2 protein-coding genes are annotated in these 2,797 nt (G+C 69.8%); one reads left to right on the top strand and one right to left on the bottom strand.

Annotated features, from left to right (window positions below; genetic code table 11):
- On the top strand, positions 1-1,497 hold a 1,497-nt coding region (locus WBA11_RS05135), incomplete at its 5' end, for an NAD-dependent epimerase/dehydratase family protein (protein ID WP_424519644.1).
- A gap of 84 nt (positions 1,498-1,581) precedes the next feature.
- Here the strand turns inward: WBA11_RS05135 and WBA11_RS05130 are convergent.
- On the bottom strand, positions 1,582-2,797 hold a 1,216-nt coding region (locus WBA11_RS05130), incomplete at its 5' end, for an NAD-binding protein (RefSeq protein WP_424519643.1).

Here is a 2,797-nt window from a genome sequence, read left to right as displayed (position 1 = left end):
CCCCTCGAGAGCCGTGAGGCCGGCGCGGCCAACGACGCGCTGCCCGACGTCGGTCGGACGACCGTCGCCATCGCGGGCGCATCGGGGTTCGTCGGCACGGCGCTCCGCCGCGCCTTGGACGACGAATACGATCTCGTTGGACTCACGCGCTCGCCCAACCGCGCAGCTCGGAAGGACGAAGGCGACCTGACGCGGTGGAAACACTGCGACCTCTACTCGCCCGACGACATCGAGGACGGCTTGGAGGGCGCCGCCGTCGCGGTCTACCTCGTCCATTCGATGTTGCCGTCGGCGCGGTTGACGCAGGGCACGTTCGCCGACCTCGACCTGATCCTGGCCGACAACTTCGCGCGGGCGGCCTCGAGGGCGGGCGTCAAGCAGATCGTCTACCTCAGCGGTCTTCTCCCGAAAGACAAGTCGGACCTGTCGAAGCACCTCAGGAGCCGCTACGAGGTCGAGCAAACGTTGGCGGAGTACGACGTGCCGGTCACGACGCTTCGGACCGGCTTGGTGGTCGGACCGGGCGGGTCGTCGCTCCGCATCCTGGTCAACCTGGTCCGGCGGTTGCCGGCGATGGTGCTGCCGAAGTGGACGGAGTCCCAGACGCAGCCGATCGCGTTGCGTGACGTCGTCCGCGCTGTCCGCCTCGTCCTCGACGCGCCGGACCGGTTCGAGGGCACGTTCGACGTGGCCGGGCCGGAGGTCATGACGTACCGCGAGATGCTGTCCCAGACCGCGGAGGTCCTGGGGGTCGAGCGGCCGATGTCGCGCGTCGCCCTCATCACGCCCCGGTTGTCCACGCTGTGGGTAAGTCTGGTGTCGGGGAGCCCGCGCGCGCTCGCCGGGCCCCTCGTCGCCAGCCTGCGCCACGACATGGTCGTCGAGGACAACCCCGTCCAGCGCGCCATCGCGCCCCAGGCGCTGCCGTTTCGAGAGGCACTCCAAGAGGCCGTCCAGCCCGACGGCACCCCGTTCCCCGACGCCCGCCAGGGCCACCGCCGCGCCGACGACAAGACCGTCCGCAAAGCGCGGCTCGTCCGCTCGGTCCAGCGGTTCGACTTGCCGCCGGGCCGGACCGCCGAGTGGGCCGGGGCCGAGTACATGCGCTGGCTCGACGGGTTCGCCGGACCGCTGATTCGCGTCGAGGTCGACAACTCGAGTCCGAATCAGATCGCTCGGTTTCACGTCCGGCCCCTCCCGAGGCACGTCCTCGAGCTGACGTACGCGCCGGACCGGAGCGAACCAGACCGCGCCGTCTTCAACGTAACCGGCGGCATCCTCGCCGATGTCGACGAGGGCAAGCAGGCGCGTCTGGAGTTCCGTGAGGTGCTGGGCGGCAACTGCCTGATCGCCGCCATCCATGACTTCGCACCGCGCCTGCCCTGGATCCTCTACCGGTTCACGCAGGCGGCGGCGCACCTGTTCGTGATGGCCCAGTTCGGCCGGCACCTAGAGAAGCTTGACGACGCTGGCGACCTCGAGGGCGTACAGTCCTAGCCGAGCCTCGCGGGGCACCGTCTTCAGAACACCGCATTCCGAAAGGGAGCTACGGCCGGCTGGACCACCCACCGAGCGGCGCCATCAGTTTCGCTCGAAGGCGCTCGCAAAGTCCGCCCGTTGATCGGCGTCGCCGAGCATGACGAGGGCGGACCCGGGGCGCAAGACGGTCTCGGCCGTTAGATCCGTGATCACCTCGCCGTCGCGCTCGACGCCGATGACCGTGAGCCCGGTCCTGGCCCCGATCCCGGTCTCGACCAACGTCTTGCCGTAGAGCGAGCTGGGCGGCGGGACCGTGTACAGGTCGACCTCCTCTCCCAAGACAAGCAGGTCCTTCCCCTTCATCGCTGAAACGACCGCCTGCGCCCCGAGTGTCGCGTAGCTCAGCACGAAGTCGGCGCCGGCGCGGTGGATGGCCTCGATGTTCCGGTCGTGCGTGATCCGGCTGACGATGCGCAAGTCGGGGTTGAGCTTGCGGCAGTACGTCGCGAGGTAGATGTTCATCGCGTCGTCGTGGGTCGTGAGCACGACCGACGGGGCCTCCAAGACGCCCGCCTCGGTGAGGACGCCGTAGTCCGCGGCGTCGCCGACGAACGTCCGTGCGGTGTGGGGCGCGTTGCGGGGGATCAGGTGCTCGCGGAGTTCGATCAGGTGGACCGGTACACCGCGCTCGTGGAGCGCCCGGACCGCCGACGTCCCCACGCGCCCGCCGCCGACCACGATGACGGGGTTCGGGTTCTCGCCGTAGGCCAGCATCTGGCGGTCGATGGTCCTGAGTTGGGCCTCGGTCCCGATCACCAGCAGCACGCTCGCGTCGGTCAAGAGCGTGTCGGCGCGCGCCGGCAGCAAGTGACCGCGCTCCCACACGCCGATCACGCTCACACCCGTCTCCTGTCGGAGCCCCGTCTCGCGGACAGTCCGGCCTGCCAGCGGCGTCCGGTGCGCGGGGAGCTCCGCGATGAGCAGGTCCTCGTAGCGCCCGACCGGGTGGCACTCGGCGTGGAGGGCGTTGACGCGGTTGGCGAGCTGCTCCCCGAGCCACCGCTTGAGAGGGAGCACGCGCGTGGCGCCGCTCAACTCGAGGACGTCGACGGCCTCGTCGGCACTTGCGACAGCGACGATGGGGACGTTTGGCGCTACGTCGCGCGCCGTCAGAATGATGCTCGTATTGACCGTGTCCTCGCGGTTGGCCAGGATGAGCCGGGCGCGGTCGAGCGCGAGCGCTTCGTACGTCGCCCGCCGATCCACCTCGCCTACGACGACCGAGACGCCGTCGAGGTAGCGCTCCGTCGCCGTCGCC

Origin of the sequence: Rubrivirga sp. (genome assembly GCF_049648075.1) — a bacterium.
Classification (GTDB): domain Bacteria; phylum Bacteroidota; class Rhodothermia; order Rhodothermales; family Rubricoccaceae; genus Rubrivirga.
This window is presented reverse-complemented; position numbering and strand designations above follow the sequence as displayed.